At 46.1% G+C, this 18,173-nt stretch carries 11 protein-coding genes; all 11 read right to left on the reverse strand.

The features are described from left to right. Positions 1 to 47 precede the first annotated feature (47 nt). Positions 48 to 1,442 carry a glucuronate isomerase gene (uxaC, locus tag RIH33_RS04950; RefSeq protein WP_406650859.1) on the reverse strand — a complete coding sequence of 465 codons (1,395 nt, stop codon included), beginning with the start codon at positions 1,440 to 1,442 and terminating at the stop codon, positions 48 to 50. Between the two features lie 112 nt (positions 1,443 to 1,554). Then, positions 1,555 to 2,322: an SDR family NAD(P)-dependent oxidoreductase gene (locus RIH33_RS04955; protein ID WP_406650858.1), complete on the reverse strand. Its 768-nt coding sequence runs from the start codon at positions 2,320 to 2,322 to the stop codon at positions 1,555 to 1,557. Next, complete coding sequence (kduI, locus tag RIH33_RS04960; RefSeq protein WP_406650857.1) at positions 2,322 to 3,158, reverse strand: 5-dehydro-4-deoxy-D-glucuronate isomerase; 837 nt, start codon at positions 3,156 to 3,158, stop codon at positions 2,322 to 2,324. Before kduI ends, RIH33_RS04955 begins: the two co-directional genes overlap by 1 nt. A gap of 184 nt (positions 3,159 to 3,342) precedes the next feature. Further along, on the reverse strand, positions 3,343 to 3,945 hold the full coding sequence (locus tag RIH33_RS04965) for an NUDIX hydrolase (protein WP_406650856.1): 603 nt from the start codon (positions 3,943 to 3,945) through the stop codon (positions 3,343 to 3,345). A 267-nt stretch (positions 3,946 to 4,212) separates the two neighbouring features. Beyond that, positions 4,213 to 5,967 carry an Ig-like domain-containing protein gene (locus RIH33_RS04970; protein WP_406650855.1) on the reverse strand — a complete coding sequence of 585 codons (1,755 nt, stop codon included), beginning with the start codon at positions 5,965 to 5,967 and terminating at the stop codon, positions 4,213 to 4,215. 6 nt (positions 5,968 to 5,973) lie between these two features. Then, entirely contained in the window at positions 5,974 to 6,849 is an 876-nt protein-coding gene (locus RIH33_RS04975; RefSeq protein WP_406650854.1) for an alpha/beta hydrolase fold domain-containing protein, read from the reverse strand. A 16-nt stretch (positions 6,850 to 6,865) separates the two neighbouring features. Then, the gene (locus tag RIH33_RS04980) at positions 6,866 to 8,173 is read right to left on the reverse strand and encodes a polysaccharide lyase family 1 protein (protein WP_406650853.1); all 1,308 of its coding nucleotides are present in this window, start codon (positions 8,171 to 8,173) and stop codon (positions 6,866 to 6,868) included. A gap of 117 nt (positions 8,174 to 8,290) precedes the next feature. Continuing rightward, a complete protein-coding gene (locus tag RIH33_RS04985; RefSeq protein WP_406650852.1) occupies positions 8,291 to 11,509 on the reverse strand; it encodes a T9SS type A sorting domain-containing protein in 3,219 nt (1,072 codons plus the stop codon). 81 nt (positions 11,510 to 11,590) lie between these two features. Then, entirely contained in the window at positions 11,591 to 13,141 is a 1,551-nt protein-coding gene (locus tag RIH33_RS04990; RefSeq protein ID WP_406650851.1) for a DUF5123 domain-containing protein, read from the reverse strand. Between the two features lie 12 nt (positions 13,142 to 13,153). Then, positions 13,154 to 14,941 carry a RagB/SusD family nutrient uptake outer membrane protein gene (locus RIH33_RS04995; RefSeq protein WP_406650850.1) on the reverse strand — a complete coding sequence of 596 codons (1,788 nt, stop codon included), beginning with the start codon at positions 14,939 to 14,941 and terminating at the stop codon, positions 13,154 to 13,156. Between the two features lie 17 nt (positions 14,942 to 14,958). Beyond that, positions 14,959 to 18,117, reverse strand: a complete 3,159-nt coding sequence (locus RIH33_RS05000) for a SusC/RagA family TonB-linked outer membrane protein (protein WP_406650849.1) — start codon at positions 18,115 to 18,117, stop codon at positions 14,959 to 14,961. Between the last annotated feature and the right edge of the window lie 56 nt (positions 18,118 to 18,173).

Consider the following 18,173-nt stretch of genomic DNA (forward strand, 5'->3'; position numbering starts at 1 on the left):
GCTTCAGGATATTACTGCCTTTTTTTTATTTTCAAACCCCAAAAAGGCTAGAAATTGAAATAATTTTTAGCATTGTGATAACAGATATTCTGTACCTGGGCTCCCAGCCACTCCAAATCGTTGGGTAGCTCTCCATTCTCCACATCTTTTCCGATCATGTTGCAGAGTATCCGTCTGAAATACTCGTGTCTCGGGAATGAAAGAAAGCTGCGACTGTCGGTGAGCATACCTACAAAACGACTCAGTAGTCCCATGTTGGACAGCGCGTTCATCTGCTTCTCCATACCGTCCTTCTGATCCAGAAACCACCAGGCAGATCCGTACTGTAGTTTACCTGCCACAGAGCCATCGTTGAAGTTGCCTATCATAGTGGCCATGGCCTCATTGTCCGCCGGGTTGAGGTTATAAAGGATGGTTTTCGCCAGTTGGTCCGTATTGTCCAGTTGATCCAGAAAGCGACTAATGGCCTTGACCTGTGAGAAATCACCAATGGAATCAAATCCGGTATCCGGACCCAAAGTCCGCATCATCCGGGTATTGTTATTGCGTATAGCCCCCAAATGAAACTGCTGTGTCCATCCTTTGGCATGGTACATCTTGCTCAGCTCTACCAGCAATGCCATTTTGAACTGCTGAATCTGATAACCTGAGAGGGTCTCTCCACTCAAGATCAGGTCGAAAAGCTCTGAAGCATCCGCTTTCCCAAACTCATACAACTGCTCCAGGCCGTGATCTGATAATCGGCCGCCCACCTGATGAAAAAAATCAATTCGTTGCTGAGAGGCTTTGAGCAAATCTTCAAAAGAAGAAATGCTAAATCCGACCAGTCCTTCCAGCTTTTTCAGATAGCTCTTGTAAGCCTCGGGATTCTCCACAGCATAAAGGTTATCCGGACGGAAAGTGGGCAACACTTTGATGGGAAAACCCTCCTGCTGAAGTTGCAAATGATACTCCAACTCTGAAATAGGATCATCAGTGGTACAGACTACCTCCACATTCATTTTAGCCATCAAGCCCCGAACCGAAAATCCAGAGGAGTTGAGTTTAGCTGAGGCTTGTTGATAAACCTGCTGACTTGTAGCTGTATTCAGGATGTCCTTAATGTCAAAATAGCGCTGAAGCTCAAGATGGGTCCAGTGATACAAAGGATTTCTGAGGGTATCAGGCACGGTAGACGCCCATTGTCCGAATTTCTCTTCGGGCGTTTTGTTTCCTGTCACAAACGACTCGTCTACCCCATTGGTGCGCATGGCGCGCCATTTGTAATGATCTCCCTCCAGCCAGGCTTCCGTGAGGTTGTTAAACACCCGATCCTCGGCTATGTCTTTTGGAGATAAGTGACAGTGGTAATCTATAATTGGCATTTGCGCAGCATAGTCATGATATAGCTTTTGCGCAGTTTTAGTTTCTAATAAAAAATCCTCACCAAGAAATTCTTTCATTTCCAAAATTTATTATTGACTGTTAGTGAAAAAGGGGCCGGTGAAGAACTCGTATGAAGTATGAAGAAGTAATACAATTTTATCTCCTCACCAGGCCACTTTTAAATCTTATTTATCGTCCCATCCAGCCGCCATCCACGGTGACTATCGATCCATTCATATAGTTTGACGCCTCGCTGGCCAAAAACACAGCTGGCCCTTTAAAGTCTTCCGGGTTTCCCCATCTGGCCTGAGGAATTCTGCTCAGGATAGAGTCACTGCGCTCCGAATCAGATCTAAGCGCTTTGGTGTTGTCAGTGGCTATATAACCGGGCGCAATGGCATTTACATTGATCCCTTTTGAAGCCCACTCATTGGACAAGGCCATATTTAGCTGACCTATCGCACCCTTGCTGGCTGCATACCCGGGTACTGTAATCCCTCCCTGAAAAGTAAGGAGTGATGCGATAAAGATAATCTTCCCTTTACCATTGGCTATCATGTGCTTACCTACCTCACGGGAGATCACAAACTGAGAATTCAGATTAACCTCTATCACTTCGTCCCAATACTCGTCAGGGTGCTCTGCTGCAGGCTTTCGCATGATGGTGCCGGCATTGTTCACCAGGATATCAATCCGATCATTCTCATCCATTAACTTTTTCAAAAAAGTATGCACAGAGTTTCTGTCAGAGAAGTCACTCTGGTATGCCTTGAATGATCTACCCCGGGCCTGAATGGCTTGCTCCACTTCACTACCGCTAAGCTCTAATGATGCCGAAACACCAATAATGTTTGCTCCTGCCTCTGCCAATCCCTCGGCTATGGCCTTGCCAATACCTCGCTTGCAGCCCGTGACCAGGGCCGTCTTCCCGGCCAAACTAAATGAATCTAATACCATTATCGTATTGCTTTAACATCCTGACCATCCATATCTGTGAACGCTTTGTTTTCACCAGCCATGGCCCATATAAAAGAATAATTGGAAGTGCCGGCTCCTGAGTGAATAGACCATTCCGGCGAGATCACGGCCTGCTTGTTATGCATGGCAATGTGGCGTGTCTCCTGAGGATCCCCCATGAAGTGCATTACCAACTGATCATCTGCCAGATCAAAATAATAGTAAATCTCCATACGTCTGAGGTGTGTATGTGGTGGAAATGTATTCCAAATACTCCCTGTTTTCAATGCAGTGAAGCCCATCACCAACTGACAGCTCTGGATGCCTCCTTCGTGTATGAACTGATAAATGGTACGCTCATTACAGTTTTCCTTGCTTCCCAGGTTGACCTCATTGGCATCCGCAAGGCCGGCTTTTACCGTAGGGTATGCATGATGGGCTGGGCATGAATTCACAAAGAATTCTGCCGGGGTGCCTGCATCACTACTCGCAAAAGTGACGTCCTTTTTGCCTTTTCCTACATAGAGACATTCCTTATTGGCCAGCGTAAACGACTCTCCGTCTACCGTCACCACACCTTCACCACCTGTATTGATAATACCCAATTCACGTCGCTCCAGAAAGTAATCAGCTTTGGTCAGGTCCTCGTATACCGGCAATTTGATTGCTTCTTTTAAGGGCATCGCACCGATGGTGATCATCCGGTCGTACATTGAATAAACAGATGTGATCTGACCTGGCTGCATCACCTCAGGAATCAAAAACTCTTGTCTGATGTCCTCAGTAGTGTAATTAAGAAAGTCATTGGGATTGGTAGAAAAGCGTATTTGATTCATCCTTTAATATGTTTTATAAATGCTCAATTGATCTCAGGCACGTGATGTAGCAGAGATAGATAACATGAGGCTTATCGCCTGTAATTTTTATACTGTGTAATTTATACACAGTTTAATGAATTCACAATAACTCGATGCTTTTTATGGCCGTTTTTATCATTATTTAAGAAAATCTGTTAAATACCTATTTCTTGATTCTATAAAGTTCTGGTCCGCCCTTCACACCCACTTTCTTTTCGTTGGTCGGGATCACCAGCCCTGATTGCAGAATTTTTTTGCGAAAATTTCTCCGGTCCAGTGTCTCATCCAGAATGCTTTCATAGAGGTCCTGCAGTTCTTTTAGTGTAAACTTATCTGGAAGCAACTCCCCAAAAATGAGGTTCTGATCAAGATTACCCCTCAATTTATGTAAGGCATCTAAGGCCAGTTGATCGTGATCAAATCCCAGCCCGGGAAGTTTTGAAAACGAATACCACTGCACATCAGACACGTAGTTTTTAGCGATCACCGGGTGATTTTCGGGCTTAATCAGTGCATAAAAACATACGGTGAGCACGCGCTTCACGGGGTGCCTGTCTACCCGACTATACGCCTTCACCTGCTCCTGATGCACATCATGTATTCCCGTGAGGTTAAACAGTACGTTATTCACAGACTCCTCTAAGGTGTGCCCTTCTTCCATGATCCCCCCCGGTAGCATCCACTGATCTTTAAATGGGTCTATGGCCCGCTTGACCAAAAGCAGTCTCAGTTCATTGTCCTGAAATCCAAAAATGGCACAGTCCACGGTGATGGTACACTCGTAAGAGCTGGTGGATACGGTTGTAATGGTTAGAGATTCCAGTGTCTTGTTATTCAGTTAGTATTCGATCAAAATTAAGAAAAAAGATTTCCCACATCCTAATTCACCCTGTTTGGCCCCGGGAATACAGGTATTTCATACATTTCCAGGACAAAAATCCATAAAACCCGGCTCCCTGGGAGCCGGGTATGTGACCAACCAAAAAGGCTGATCTGCCTTAGTTTCATACTTCTAAAGGGCTCAATCAACAAATCATTCAAACTCAAAAGCTCCGAGATCCGGAGCTGTTCCGGAATAGTCCAGACCAACATCCACTCCCTTGTCTATCAGATCACTCTCCGCCTTCAGGTGGAGATACTCCACATCCGGCAGGCTGCCATCCGCCTTTCTTGGTGCGGAAAGTGCCTCCAGATCAATACTTACAAAATCTGACGAAGAAGCCTCCAGACCGTCCTGCCAACTGTTATTGGTAATATCAGTGCTGGTGGCCTGATAACTATCGCCTCCTCCTCCGGCAAATGAAAGGCTGTTTTTGATGGTGAGCGAGGCAGCAATGTTGGAGCTTCCAAAATTGATGTTTCGGCCATTGCTGTGAGCTGAGCAATTGTACATTATGACCGCACCCCTGTTACTATTATGATCAAACCCATCAACAACATTCCCGGCAGCTATACAATTGGTATACAGAGCATTATGTTTTAGCAGCTTATCATCACTGCCTCCGGTTTTGAAACCATTGCCGTCTCCACCGCCAGTGGTTCCGTCCTTCAGCATTCCATTTTTGAAGGCCCAGCAATCCTCATAAGTGGTGGTGATATTATCCGCCCCTCTAAGGTAGCCATCCCACCCATCATCGAGGTTTTGCCATGCCCTGCACCCGACAAACTTATTACCATCTCCGGCATCCAGCTTGCAGGCAAATCCATCGGCATTTTCTATAGAAGAATCTGCGTTGTAAAACGAATCACAATTCAATACAGTGTTGTGGCTTGCGCCATTGCCAATCTGAAGTCCGGTATCTGCATTTTCATAAAAAGTGCAAAATTCAACCAGATTGTTGTTTCCACTGATAAACATCCCATTATCTCCGGCGCCAAAAACATCAATGCCCTTTACATGCCAGTAGTCTCCGGAGAGCTGAAGTCCCCGGTTGCTGGAGTTTTCAGTCATTGACGAAAAGTCAAACAGCGGTCTTTGGGTATCCTGAGGATAAGCAATGAGTGAAATAAGGTTGCCCTCGGTACCATCGCGGCTCAAATTAATCTTGGCAGAGAAGGTGTAGGTGCCGCCCCGGATGTAGATTTTGTCTCCGGCATTCGCATTGGCTATAGCGCTGAGAATGTCCTCCGCCGTACCTACTATGGTTCCGTCTGTACCTTCGTCAACCCCTGAGATAGAAATGATTTTCTCACCCACCACCCCAGAGGCATCGGTGGCCGATGCCCGTACTGTGACAGAACCATTCTTAATAGGAGTCAAAACACCTGATGCGGAGATCTCAGCCAGAGCTTCATCCGAAACAGACCAAACTACCGCCTGGTTGTCGGCATTGACCGGCAAAACTTCAGCACTAAAGGCTTGGGATCGGCCATCGCTAATATTATTTCCTTGTATTGAAATACGTTCTACCAATACCACCGGAGCCATTATACCCGACACATTAAATGATTTCTGAGTGGCTACTCCAGAGCCATCCTTGGCAGACGCTGTGACGGTAACCACCCCATTGGATACGGCAGTCAAAAGGCCATTTTCACTGATAGTAGCCACCGACTCATTTGATACTTTCCATTCAACCATTTGATTGGATGCATTGGCAGGAAGAATGACAGCCGTAAGCTGACTGGTTTCCCCATCTTCTATAAAATCGCCTTTGATGGAAATGTGGCTAACAAGTATCTGAAGCTGTTCCTCATTCTCCTTGCAGGATACAAAAATGACCATCAGACCAAGTAACAGACCAACTATGACTCCCGAATCAACCGCTATGCCTCTTTCTATATCCATTTAAGCTTAATTATCATGCTCTAAAATTGTATCATTTAAAAATTTGATCACCTCCGCCACAGTGGCATCAAACCAAGGTGACAACAACCAAAAGGAATGAGGAGCATCTTCGAATACCCTAACTGCTGCATAGGTGCCGGCTTTTTCCAGAACCTGCATGTATTCCTGTCTTCCAGCAAGAAATCTTGGGTATTTGCTCCCCAAAAATAAGGTAGGTGGTGTAGAGGCTGAGACATGTGTCAGTGCCGAAGCTTCCTGCCATAACTCAGGCACTTCTTCGTAGGTACCTCCAAGCCATTGTGCAGCCATAGCTCCTTCCTCGGAATCAGGATGTTTAAAAGCCAAAACACCATCTATATCAACTATCGCCTGAACGTCGGTCGTAATTCCCAGGAGGGTCGCCAACTGTCCACCGGCAGAACATCCCAGTATAACCATACGGTTCGTATTCATACCCATTGCTTTCGACCGATCTCGCGTCCATTGCAGCGCATCCTTCAAATCTTCAATGGCTGCAGGATAGAGTGCTTCCATCGACAGGCGATATTCAGGCACCATAACCAAATAGCCTGCTTCGGCCAGTCGCTCAGCCATGGGAGTCATTAAGCCAGGGGATCCCGCTCTCCACCCTCCTCCATGAATCATCAAAATAGCGGCGGAAAACCTCCTCTCTTTAGGTGTGAATAGATTGGCCACCAAACTTCGGTAACCCAGATCCTTGTAAACCACGTCAAAAGTGGACATCACCGATTCTGGATAGTTGGGTTCAACTCCCTGAATATCCAAACTGGGATAATGTCTGAGCGCTTTGGCAACTGTATGTGCTACGGTATAGCTGGTGTCCCGGGGCACTTGTCCGGCAACAACCCATCCTGCGGCCAAGAGAAGGATTAACAGACTAGTCCTGAACCAACTCATTCAAATAGACCTCAATGTTCGTATAATGCTCCATCAATCCAATCTCCGCAGAATCATCTTTTTTCTTATTCAAATGCTTTCTTTTTTCCCATTTGTCCGGCATACCATCCTGATCGGTGTCCTTTGAGGCTTTGCCTTGCTTGAGTACGGGCCATCCCCCCACCTGATCAGGGGTGTCTATGATCCCTGTACCAAAAGTAGCCGTCCCACTTCGGGCCTCTCTGACAATGCGAAGGTCTATCTCATCCCTGCATAAGCTGGCGCCCGCTTCATTCAGCACCTCATCAAAAGCTTCCCTGGCTGATGTTTCAGGTATTTCCGTTACCGACACAGGATTATCCAGCCTGACTAACTTCTGTTCGTCGTCCTCCACATTTACACCTTCCCAGTTGTCCTTGGTCACCTCATCATCATCTGCCAGAACATTCCCTTCCACGTAAAACTGCCCAAAAGGCTCATATGGATCAAGGATCTTATCCTTTTTAGACCGGGTAGCCGGCCCCGGCTTGTAGTAATTACTGACCACATTGTGCTGGCCTTTTTCCCCGCCATAGGAGTTGTTTTCCTGCCAATTGTAGATCACATTGTTTCTGAAATCCACAATCTCCTCAGCTGGCTGTTTATGGTACCTTGACCCATTGAAACGAGGGTTTCTGCTCTTGTGATGTGCGAACAAATTATGATGAAAAGAGGCTTTTTTGCCTCCCCAAATTCCCCCATAGCCATGTTCTCCCTTCTTATGAACTGATTTGTTCAGACTCTCTGTGATCATACAGTACTGCACCGTGAGCCATTCATTATCATAAAAAGTAGCACATTCGTCCGTACCCCAGCTAAACGTACAGTGATCTACTATGATGTTTTTATGTCCGATAATGCTAATGGCATCATCCTGAACACCTTCCACATCCCCCATTCTGGAGCGGATATAGCGGATGATCACATTGTCGGCGCTGACTTTTATGGGGTAGTTTCGCACGGTAATACCACTCCCGGGCGCACTCTGACCCGCAATGGTCAGGTCACCATTATTCACTTTGAGTTCAGACTCTAACAGAATGGTACCTGAGGTAGCAAATACCACGATCCGCGGTCCCTCAGACTCTAACGCCGCCCTGAAACTGCCCGGACCACTATCGTTCAGATTACTCACCACCAGCACCGCACCTCCCCGACCGCCGGTAGTATATTTACCAAAACCCTCGGCACCCGGGAAAGCAAGATCCTGAGATCGACAGATCAGGTGAAGCCCAAAAAACAAAAAGAAAAACAATGTACGATATCTCATGCCCACTCTACTACCCAAACTCAGGATTTTGATTCAAAAAATTAGAAGCCCAACACTGATAGCGGTAATAGCAGGAACACCACTAGGATGTTCCTGTTACTATTACCGGGGACTCTCTTATTCTTTCCAGAATTTTCTGGTCACCTTCTTACCTTCAGCGGTAAATTCAATCACATACATGCCCTCCGACAGGGTAGTAAGATCTATTTCCACCCCTTCACTGTTTTGCAAAAGCTTATATGAATTCACTCTGACTCCACCCAAGGTATAAAGTGATAGTTGCTGGTTATTTTGCAGGGCCTTACCTTTTATGAAAATTCTATCCGTGGCTGGATTGGGCCACATTTTGAATAGATCATCATCGAAAGAGGCCCCTAAAACCACTCCTGCTTCTGTACTTCCTGATAATGAAAAGGAAACGGCATCAACTCCTACGCTGCTATGTACAAGACTGCCACTATGGCTACCTTCTGTAAGTGCATTGAGCCTTATGTAAATTGTAGTGCTTGCAACGTTTCCATCCAGAGGGGCAAGTGAAAGTGAACTCAACCACAGCTCTCCGTTAAATGAAATCTCAAAGCCTTGTGGCACTGAAATCTCGAGTTTGCTAGCAAGATTAGTGGCTGACACTATATAACTCTGAGGATCTGATGGCTGATTCAGGTTTTGAGAAAAAGCAACAAACTCCCCTGAAGCAATAATTCCGGGATCAGGAATCGTCTCTCCCGTTACAGCAAGCAGTACATCGGTCGCTCCGGTAGATGAATGAACAATATTTCCATTGTACTGTCCCGTTTCAGTTCCGTTCAACCTCACATAGACACTGGTTGAGTTAATAACTCCCTCGCTATCCGGAGCAATACTAATGGTCTCACTCCAGATGGTGTTATCGAGGGATACCTCGTAACTATCCGGAGCAGTAATAGTCAGGTCTGCAACCAGGTAGACCGCAGTGATGGAGTAAGATTGCGATTCGGAAACCGAGCTCACGCTTTCTTTGAATGGCTCAAGCGCTCCGCTCACGCTGATTTCAGGCACTATTGTCATTCCGGTAAGGGAAACAGCCTTTGTGGTACTGCCACTCACCAAAGTAACAGCTCCGTTAAATGTGCCAAGCTCGGCAGAATTTAACCTGACGTAGATGGTGGTCTCGGCAACTGTACCTTCAACATTGCTCAAGACCAAAGGATCTGTGGTAAACGCATCCGTCTCACTCAGTGAAAGTTCATACCCATTGGATGCCGTAATGGTCATATCCGTACTAAGATCACTACCCGATACACTAAAAGACTTAGCGGCAGTTGGTGTTCCCAGATGTTGGACGAATTCAGAAAGAGCAGCCGGGGCAGTAATCACCGGTGTAGGGCCCTCATCGTCACCCGTAAACTGTGCTGGCAGTCGTGATTGTGAGGGGGAGTAAGCCCCTGTCACATCATGAATGACATAATCCACATAGGCCGAGTAAGTCGGACTACTATTTCCATCTCCAAACCGGTAGTAATTAGAGCCTGTCGTGGTGGTGGTAGTGGCAGTGAGTACTGGTAAAGGATTTTCATTTAAGTAAATTTTCACAATACCTTCTGTTCCACTACTCGCGTCTATAGTCATGCGATATACATTCCACTGAGATACGTTTAGCTCCTCGGAGAGGTCCACAGAAGCTCCCGAGCGCTGTAAGCTAAGCTCTCCGTTAGATCGGATATTCAGCTGATCCCGAAACCCATTGATGTGCATGTCTATGTCCGTGAGACGATCTGCAGTCAGATCCTTTGCTTTCACTCTCATCACCACGGTAGCCGCTGTTGGTACAGGGTCAAAATCAGAAGTTTTGTACATACCTGAGGCATCTGCTCCATCTAATGCCAGTAAGTTATTGCCAACGCTTACCGGATCAGCTTCTATGGCCCAGATGGTACCAGAGCCATTGCTGGCACTCCAGGCTGGGTCAGCTGCGTCTGGCAGTTCATTAGCATTATAAATAGCCCACTCACCCACGGGTGGCTTTGTTACCTCATTAGGCAATCTGGTTTGTTCAGGAGAAAATGCCCCGGTAACATCATAACTTACATAGTCCACATATGCCGAGTAGGTTGGGCTACTATTGCCGTCTCCGAAGCGGAAATAATTGGAGCTAGTAGTGGTAGTGGTAGTGGCAGTAAGCACCGGATAAGGGTTCTCATTCAAGTAGATCTTTACAATCCCCTCTGTACCACTACTCGCATTGATTGTCATGCGATATACATTCCACTTATTCACGTTTAAAACTCCGGATAAATCTACAGAAGCACCGGAGCGCTGGAGACTCAACTCTCCAGAAGATCTGATATTCAATTGATCTCTAAAACCATTGATGTGCATGTCGATATCGGTCAAACGATCCGCAGACGGATCTTTGGCTTTGACACGCATCACCACTGTCACACCAGTAGGTGTCGGGTCAAAATCTGAGGTCTTGTACATCCCTGAAGCATCCGCTCCATCCAGCGAGAGAAGATTATTGCCCACCCTTACCGGGTCTGATTCGATGGCCCAGGTAGTTCCTGATCCATTGCTGGCACTCCAAGCAGGATCGGCCGCATCTGGCAATTGATCCGCATGATAAATGGTCCATGCCCCCACGGGAGGTTTGGTCAGATCATTGGGTAAGCGAGTTTGTGCTGGTGAAAATGCTCCTGTGACATCATAGCTCACATAATCCACATAAGCGGAGTAAGTCGGACTACTATTTCCATCTCCAAAGCGAAAGTAATTTGAGCTTGTAGTGGTAGTTGTAGTGGCTGTAAGAACCGGAAAGGGATTTTCATTTAAGTAAATCTTCACAATCCCCTCAGTACCACTCGAGGCATCTATGGTCATACGGTAAACATTCCATTGGGAGGTATTTAACAGACCCGATAAATCTACAGAAGCACCTGAGCGCTGTAAGCTCAACTCACCAGAGGATCGGATATTCAATTGATCCCTAAAACCATTGATGTGCATATCTATATCTGTCAATCGATCAGCCGTAAGGTCCCTACCTTTGACCCGCATGACAACCGTCACTCCAGTAGGTACCGGATCAAAATCTGAAGTTTTGTACATTCCTGAAGCATCCGCCCCATCCAACGCCAACAAGTTGTTGCCTACCCGAACCGGGTCAGACTCTATCGACCAGGTAGTACCTGATCCATTGCTGGCACTCCAGGCCGGGTCAGCGGCATCTGGCAGCTCATCAGCATTGTAAATTGTCCATTCACCAACTGCAGGTTGGTTTGGGTCATCCTGAGACCATGCTCCCGTAACCGACAGGGCACATAGCATTAGAATTGATAATATATTGGATAACAGTTTCATAATATCATTGAATTTTATGTCCATTAGTGAATATCACTGTTTCATATTGTTTGATTGAAGGGCGTATTGGCCTTATCATTCTTATTGTCTCCAGCGAGATGGTCCTACTTCTTCATCAATCAGGTTCTGATTGGTAATAGTAAAATCTGCATTTGCCGGATCTACAAAACCAGGGTTAGCTTCTGTCGCATCCACTTCACCCGGATCAGTGTATTCACCTTCCCATAAACCAATTGTATTGAAGTAGTAATTATCTCTGTAATTCAATGACACTTCCTCGCTGATATCGCCTTCCCTTGAAAAGTTTCCATAGATGGCTCCACCACTACCCTCAATACCCGTTTCCACAAACAGACATTTGCTAACCTCAAGCGAGGTGCCACCTCCGGACATTCTAAAGAACCCTCTGTTGTTGCTATTGTCGGCGATACAAGCCCTATAGAAAGTACAATTCCTAAATGCCACATCAGCTGCCACTTGCATTCGCAGGAGTGTTCGTATGCCATTGGCAATGGTGGAATTCTCTATCGTAAGAGATCCGACAGCTCCTCCCCTGAAGTCGAAACCATCGCCTCCTCCACCGGGAATATCATGGATGTAGGTGTCAGAAATGACAATGTCTCCATAGGTTCCTCCACTGTTGCTATAGAGGATATTGTTGCTATAGCCACTGATTTCACAGCCTTGAACAACCAGGGTACCCAGGTTGCACTCTGAGGCAGAAGCATTGAACATTTGACCATAGTCATCTTGCCCTTGTATATTGAGATACCTCAGTGTAATGGAGCTTACTGGAGTACCACAAGAAAACTGCCCAATAATCACTGGCATGTCGTACCATTTCTGCCCTTCGATAACTATGGACTTTGTAATCTCTTTTCCTCCAAGGTTATAGGTGCCTGCTGCTAATATAAGTATCGCCCCCTCTTCCGAGGCATCAATAACGGCACTTAGGTCATCATTAGCGGTAACATTGGCCTCCTTCAAAGTAGAAAAAGTCACTGTCCCTCTTCTTTTGATGCCGTTGTACAAGGTCACGATATAATCCGTTGCTCCAGAAAGCCCATCGATTCTGGCTTCTCCTGCGGCTACCTGAGCCGCTGAAATCTGTACCAATGTATTGCCTGGCACCACTAACAGGTGAGTTACTTCACTTCCTGGCTGCCAAACTACCGTAGCGTAAGTGTCCTGTACATTTTCACCTGGCAGTGGGAGGAAAATCTGCTCCGCATCCGTCCGCGCGGTGACGATGGCCCAGTTAGACTCTTCCAGCCCTTCAGTCACTGCTCTCACTCTGGCCGAATAGCGGGTCTCACCCGAGAGGGATTCTGTATAGGTAATGGTTCCGGCTGTGGGTATATCGTCTACTACAGCAGTGCTGACGGGATCACCAGAAAACCGAAGGCTATCCTGAAAGAACTCAATAACGTATTGGTCAACATCAGGATCTGCGGTCCAGCTAAGCTCTATATCTACCTGGTTACGCACCCGGGCTTCAAGTCCTACCGGAGCAAATGCCCTCGATTTTGTGAGTTCTTCAATGACCGGATCTATGTCATCCTCGCAAGCCATAGGCACCAGTGAAAGTGCGCATAGCAAGATTCCTGTGAATTTTTTAATTCTGGTATACATATTCATCCTTTTTTAATTCAGTAAATCGTTGGTCAACTGTCCATTGCTACCATCTATAAAAACTTGCCAGATCGGCCAAAACTGGTTTTCATCGGGGTTTCCAACATAGATGGTTTCAATTTTTTCATCATCCAATTCATCCACTACCGCCCAATCAATGTTGTCACTATACTCACCTGACTTATTGTCTGTTTCACCCCTCTCCAATCCATAGAATTCCAGGGTTTCGTTATTTTCTGCAAGTCTGTAATACAAGGTGGAAGGTACATTTGAATATTCACCTGACTGACTTCTCAGGTCGTACATCTTTTGTTTCGCTTCATCCAGTTTTGTCTTTAGCAGATTCCATCTGATGAGGGCCTGCTTTCGCTGCATTTCACCGCACAGTTCGAGTTTGTGCTCTTCGACGATCGCATCAAAAACAGCTGATCCGGATAACCCACCCAGATAGGCATCCACTTGAGTAGGCCAGTCCGCCTGATCGAAAGCGCGCTGGCGAATTTCTTTCAAATAGGGTTTGGCGGCATCAGGTCCCTCAAGCTCATAGGCAGCTTCAGCCGCCATGAGTAAAATTTCCGCATAGCGCATGTACATAAAGTTGGTTCCGTCATCGTTGGATGCAGTCACACGAATGTTTTTCCATTCATATCGGTATTTACCAAACATCCACTGATCCAGGCCGGTAGGCTCTTGCTGAGCAATGTCCTCTGAAGGGCTCACGTCTTTCCATTGGTATGGCACACAAGTGACATCTCTACGCAAATCATTGGGAGCATAATCATAAAACACAAATGGCAACGGACCACCCTGACCACCTCTGGCCTGACCGGTGTACTTATCAGCACTCAAATGCCTTACGGCAAATGTGAATAACCACCTTCCTCTCCCTGCGGCAAATGGAATTTCCCATAGCGATTCCCCTCCGGCAGTTACATCATCTTGGTTAAACTTTCTCCACAAGTCCTCAAACGAAGTTTCGAGACGTGCTGTACCACTTGCGATCACATCTCTGCATTCCTGCAACGCGATTCCATACATGGTTGCGCGATCCAATTCCGGGTCAGTACTGAGTCGTACACCGTCGGCATACTGCGAGTACCCCCCCGCAGCTAAAGCCAGTCTGGCTCTTAGTCCTTTGACAAAAGCTTTATTTACCCGCTCAACAGAAGCGGTGCTTGATGTTTCGTTTGGCCAGGGCACCACTGTAGCGGCCTCTTCCAAATCTGCCAGTAGCTGTTTATAAATGACATCCCGGCTGGATCTCGGTAAGTACAGGGTTTCCGTAGTGATTGGTTCAAATCTTGCTGGCACGTCTCCCCAGGATTTGACCAGGTCTGCATAATATACAGCTCGCAAGGTAAGGGCCTCTCCCAGTAAGTAGGCCATATTTTCATCGTTCTCTACATCCCCGTAGTTACGCAGCCCACGAATACAAATATTTGCTCGTTCAATACCTGAATACATCATGGCCCAGGCATTGTTGGTTGTATTCATTTGGTCATTATTGGGCTTCGCGTTGTATTTCACCAAGTCGTAGTTGTCATCAGAATTATTGGAGTTGTTGTTCCACTCCACATCTGTGTTCATCCCATAATAGGGCAGAAAGCGACCTCTGTATGAGTTAGTCTGCCCAAATGGTTCCTTAATGCCATCTACGGCACCCTTAGCCAGGGTATAAACCGAAAATATCTTCGATTCATCCAGAGTAGATTTGGCCGGTGCTTCCAGGTAATCCTCACAAGACGTTGTGGTACTCAAAATCAGCACACCAGCAAGAGCTATGTTTAATATCTTTTTCATTTTCAATGTCATTTGGATTAAAATGTAAGATTCATGCCAACAGTAAACTGCCTGCTACGTGGATAGGCTGAGTAGTCCACACCCGGTGTGAGTGGGGTTTTTCGTCTGGTGGACACTTCAGGATCAAATCCCGTATAGTCTGTCAGGATAAACAGATTGTAACCCGTGATATAGAATCTAAGATTTTCAATACGGGCTCTTTCAATAATCGCCTCTGGTAAAGTATAACCTAAAGTGAGCGTATTGAGCCTTAGAAAGGATCCATCTTCTACTGCCCAGTCACTAAAGATGTACCGATCCATGTATGGACTCCACATGGTGGTGTTGGCATTCACCGCCGCCAGTTGTGCAGGGTCAGTGATCAGTTGACCGGTATTCCAATCTATATTAGTCCATCTCTCTCCCTCTTCCTGAGCGGAGATCAGGTTTCGATACTGATTGTTTTGATTGGCTGAAGTGAACTCCACTTTATTGGCATTGTAGATATCATTCCCATAGCTCCAGTTGAAGGCGGCCGTGAGGTCAAATCCATAAGCGTAGGCGTTGAGCACAAAACCACCTGTATGTTTGGGGTTGGCATTGCCTATAAACCTTCTATCATCGATAGAAATGGTATCATTTCCATCAAGATCCATCAATTTCATCATTCCCGGACGTGGCGTTAATATACCATCTGAAGTCACCACACCTTCCTTGAGTACCCACTGTCCTGAGCTCTCATCATATTCTTCGAAATCATCTACTTCATACCGACCATCAGATACATATCCGTACATCCTGCCAATTGGATCTCCTACTCGGGCCAGGTAGTCGTTGGCAATCTGAGTAGAAGCCCATCCAGTGGTTACTTCCGTGCCCACCAACTCGTCCATCACGCCAAGTGATTTGATGTTATTTCTGTTGAAAGCAATATTGAAGTTGAAATTCAGGCCATAGTCCTTTTTATCCAAAGCGATACCATTAAGGCTTAGTTCGATCCCTTTGTTCTCCGTTTCACCCATATTTCGGTACTGATATTCATAGCCTGTACCTGCTACAGGGAAACGAATCAGCAAGTCGCGGGTGTTATTTTGATAAGCCTCTATCGTACCGGTGACCCGGCCTTGAAGCAAGCCAAAATCCAATCCGATATTTTTAGTTTCGGTGGTCTCCCACTTCAAGTCAGGATTGGCCATGATGGTAGAAGCCGCCCAGTAATTATTTACATCGTTGATGTAAGTGGTATTTCTGGATTCAAATGTTTGTACGGTCTGGCCTCTTGGTATATTGTTATTCCCTGCCAACCCATAACTGGCCCGAAGTTTCAATAAGTACATCCATTTGGTCAACCCGCTCATAAAGCTCTCTTCGGTAATCTTCCACCCGGCAGATAATGACGGGAAATACCCCCAAACATTGTCTCCCTTGAATCGGCTGGATCCATCTGCTCTGTAAACCGCACTGATTAGGTAGCGATTCTTATAATCATAATTAGCCCTTCCGAAGAATGACAACAGCTTATCATCCGGGCTAAAATTGTTATCCGCATAGATAGACTGGCCTTGTGTGGTCAGCTTGAAAGCTTCATCTGCACTAAATAATACTGGATACCCCTGAATTTCATATTCCAACTCATTGGTCTGGGTAAATAGCATTTCATGACCCCCCATCACTTTTAGGTTATGTAACTCCCCCTTGAGAACATCATAAGTCACTGTATTGGTATTTCTTAGTCTTACCTCTTTTCTATCGCTAAAGAGTGCTGACGGCTGATTGGGGAATGCAGGTGAGCGATCCCTTGCTTTGTAGGTGGTCACCCCATAAAAACGATTATCCTGGTAATTGTAGTTATCCACGGTAAAAGAAGTGCTTAGCTGCAATGGATCAATTATTTTCCAGGCAAAGCTCCCTGCGATGTTGTAATTATTCCGTTTTTGCAATCGGTCATTGTCATTGGTGGAAACAATCGGATTTACCAGGTCTCCTGAAGTTTGCTCATTGGTATCATCTGACAGACTCACACCCGATATCGGAATAGGTGCATACGCTACTGCGTGTTTCAATCTGGAGTCCGCAGAAGATACCTCGTTCTGTTCATTGGCTCCACCCCCATTGATTTCTGTATCAGAATAACGCAATGAAAAATTCAGATCAATCTTATCATTCGGAGAGTTTTTGAATTTTAAGGTAATGTTGTTTCTCACATAGTCAGAACCAATCATAATAGCCTTGTCATCATACCTTGCGAAGTTGGCTGAGTAATTGAACTTTTGGCCGCCACCGCGGATGCTGAGATCATTACTAAAAGTGGTTCCTGTGCGGCCATATATCTGTCTTTGCCAGTCATTGGCTGCTTGTCCTTCATATTGATCAAGGTCACCAAATAATCCGAAGTAGTCCTCATAAGATGAGTAATCACCTTCCTCACTGGCATCCAGTACGGCATATTCGTACTGCCACCTGGCGTAATCTTCCGGATCAAGCACATCCAGGGTTTTGGCAATCTTCTTCACGGCATAAAAGGAATTATAATTCACGGTGACTTTACCCTCAGTACCACTCTTAGTAGTAATAATTACTACTCCGTTTGCTCCACGAGAGCCATAAATGGCCGTTGATGAGGCATCTTTTAGCACATCGATGGACTTGATATCTGAGGGGGATAAATCCGATATAGTGCTGACAGGAAAGCCATCCACAATAAACAGCGGTGAACTGCTCTGCGTCAGGGAAGCCCCACCTCTGACCCTTATCCTGACTTCTGCGTCGGGTGAGCCCTCAGTGGTAGATATTTGCACTCCGGCTAAACGGCCAGTCAATGACTCTGCTACACTCGCCACAGGTACCTTCTTCAAAGCATCTCCGGTTACAGAAACCACAGACCCAGTCAGGTTTGACTTTTTCTGAGTACCATAACCAACCACTACCACTTCATCCAATGCCTGTACATCAACATCCATTGACACGTTGATAGTACTTTTCCCGGCGACTGGTATTATTTGGTTAGCGTAACCAATAAAACTAAAAGTCAATGTTGCATCCTCGGCAACAGTCACCTTGTAGTTTCCTTCAATGTCAGTGATCGTTCCCTCTGAAGTTCCCTGAACTACAACGCTCACTCCTGGCAGACCCTCTCCTGTTTCCCGATCAGTAATCGTACCTGTTACGGTCAGATCTTGGGCTGTTGCGCTTGTCATAGATACCAGTACCAATATTGGTAAGAAAAGTACCTTTATCCATGATTTGCGAATAG

It is taken from the genome of Marinoscillum sp., from assembly GCF_040222955.1.
Lineage (GTDB): Bacteria > Bacteroidota > Bacteroidia > Cytophagales > Cyclobacteriaceae > Marinoscillum.

Excerpts from the sequence above, each read along its gene's own strand:
- RIH33_RS05000 (WP_406650849.1), bottom strand. The coding sequence starts at position 18,117 with ATGACAAGCGCAACAGCCCAAGATCTGACCGTAACAGGTACGATTACT.
- RIH33_RS04995 (WP_406650850.1), bottom strand. The coding sequence starts at position 14,941 with ATGAAAAAGATATTAAACATAGCTCTTGCTGGTGTGCTGATTTTGAGT.
- uxaC (WP_406650859.1), bottom strand. The coding sequence starts at position 1,442 with ATGAAAGAATTTCTTGGTGAGGATTTTTTATTAGAAACTAAAACTGCG.
- RIH33_RS04985 (WP_406650852.1), bottom strand. The coding sequence starts at position 11,509 with ATGAAACTGTTATCCAATATATTATCAATTCTAATGCTATGTGCCCTG.
- kduI (WP_406650857.1), bottom strand. The coding sequence starts at position 3,158 with ATGAATCAAATACGCTTTTCTACCAATCCCAATGACTTTCTTAATTAC.
- RIH33_RS04970 (WP_406650855.1), bottom strand. The coding sequence starts at position 5,967 with ATGGATATAGAAAGAGGCATAGCGGTTGATTCGGGAGTCATAGTTGGT.
- RIH33_RS04990 (WP_406650851.1), bottom strand. The coding sequence starts at position 13,141 with ATGTATACCAGAATTAAAAAATTCACAGGAATCTTGCTATGCGCACTT.
- RIH33_RS04955 (WP_406650858.1), bottom strand. The coding sequence starts at position 2,322 with ATGGTATTAGATTCATTTAGTTTGGCCGGGAAGACGGCCCTGGTCACG.
- RIH33_RS04980 (WP_406650853.1), bottom strand. The coding sequence starts at position 8,173 with ATGAGATATCGTACATTGTTTTTCTTTTTGTTTTTTGGGCTTCACCTG.